The 1046-nt window shown below is 66.5% G+C and carries 1 pseudogene; it reads right to left on the bottom strand.

The annotated features are described in order from the left end of the window. Positions 1-22: 22 nt before the first annotated feature. Positions 23-1002, bottom strand: a pseudogene (locus ABZY44_RS37785) (IS5 family transposase). Positions 1003-1046: the final 44 nt, after the last annotated feature.

The raw sequence follows: 1046 nt of genomic DNA, 5'->3' as shown, positions 1-1046 counted from the left end.
TAGGGCCTGTGTGATGTCGTGATCATTCGGGAGCCTTCAGCAGGTCGTCGATCCAGATCATTGCGGCGCGGAGGTGGAGGCCGGCGAGGTAGCTCTCGGGTGACTTGTCGTATCGGGTGGCGATGCCTCGCCAGGCCTTCAGCTTGTTGATCAGGCGCTCGACGGTGTTCCGTTCCTTGTAGAGGTCGGCGTCGTGGCTGACGGGCCGGCCGCCTCGGGCGCCCTTCTTCTTCCGGTTGGCGGCCTGGTCCTTCTTTTCGGGGATGACTGCCTTGATACCGCGTCTACGCAGGTAGGAGCGGTTGCCGCGGGACGAGTACGCCTTGTCCGCGGCGACCGCGTCCGGTCTGGTGCGGGGACGGCCGGCGGGCAGGCGGATTCTCACCCTCTTGAGCACGGGGATGAACTGCGGGCTGTCCCCGGCCTGCCCGGCGGTCAGGACCAGCGCGAGCGGACGGCATCTGCGGTCCGCGGCGAGATGAATCTTGCTGGTCAGTCCGCCACGGGACCTTCCGAGCAGGGCCTCTTTCAGGCGGATCTTGCGTCTGCGCCGGATGCGTCGACGCTCGGCCTGTCCGTTCTGTTCCTCTGACCCGCCCCTTTTTGCCGGGCCGCCTCCTGTTCCTGCGCGGCTTCTTCCAGGGCCTCCATGAGGTGCTTGCTGACGCGCATCCCTGCGGCGTCATGGTGGGCGCGGACCGTAGTGGAGTCCACGCTGACCAGCGACAAGTCTGTTCCTCCCGCGCGGGCACCCTCAGCGATCAGGCCTTCCAGCAGCGCGGAGAAGACACCGGCGTCCCGCCAGACCCGGAAACGCCCGTAGACAGTCGCCCAGGGGCCGAACTCGGCAGGCATCTCCCGCCACTGGGCGCTGGAGCGGAACCGCCAGATCACACCCTCGAACTGCTCCCGCAACCGTTCCGGGTACGGGCCGTACCTACCGATCGGCAGATACGGCTCGATGAACTTCCACTGAGCATTGGTGAGTTGCCTACGCGTCACGACCACAGTCCTACCGGATTCCACCCCGCGCAGGGGGAAGAACT

The organism is Streptomyces sp. NPDC006544, assembly GCF_040611715.1.
Taxonomy (GTDB): domain Bacteria; phylum Actinomycetota; class Actinomycetes; order Streptomycetales; family Streptomycetaceae; genus Streptomyces.
This window is presented reverse-complemented; position numbering and strand designations above follow the sequence as displayed.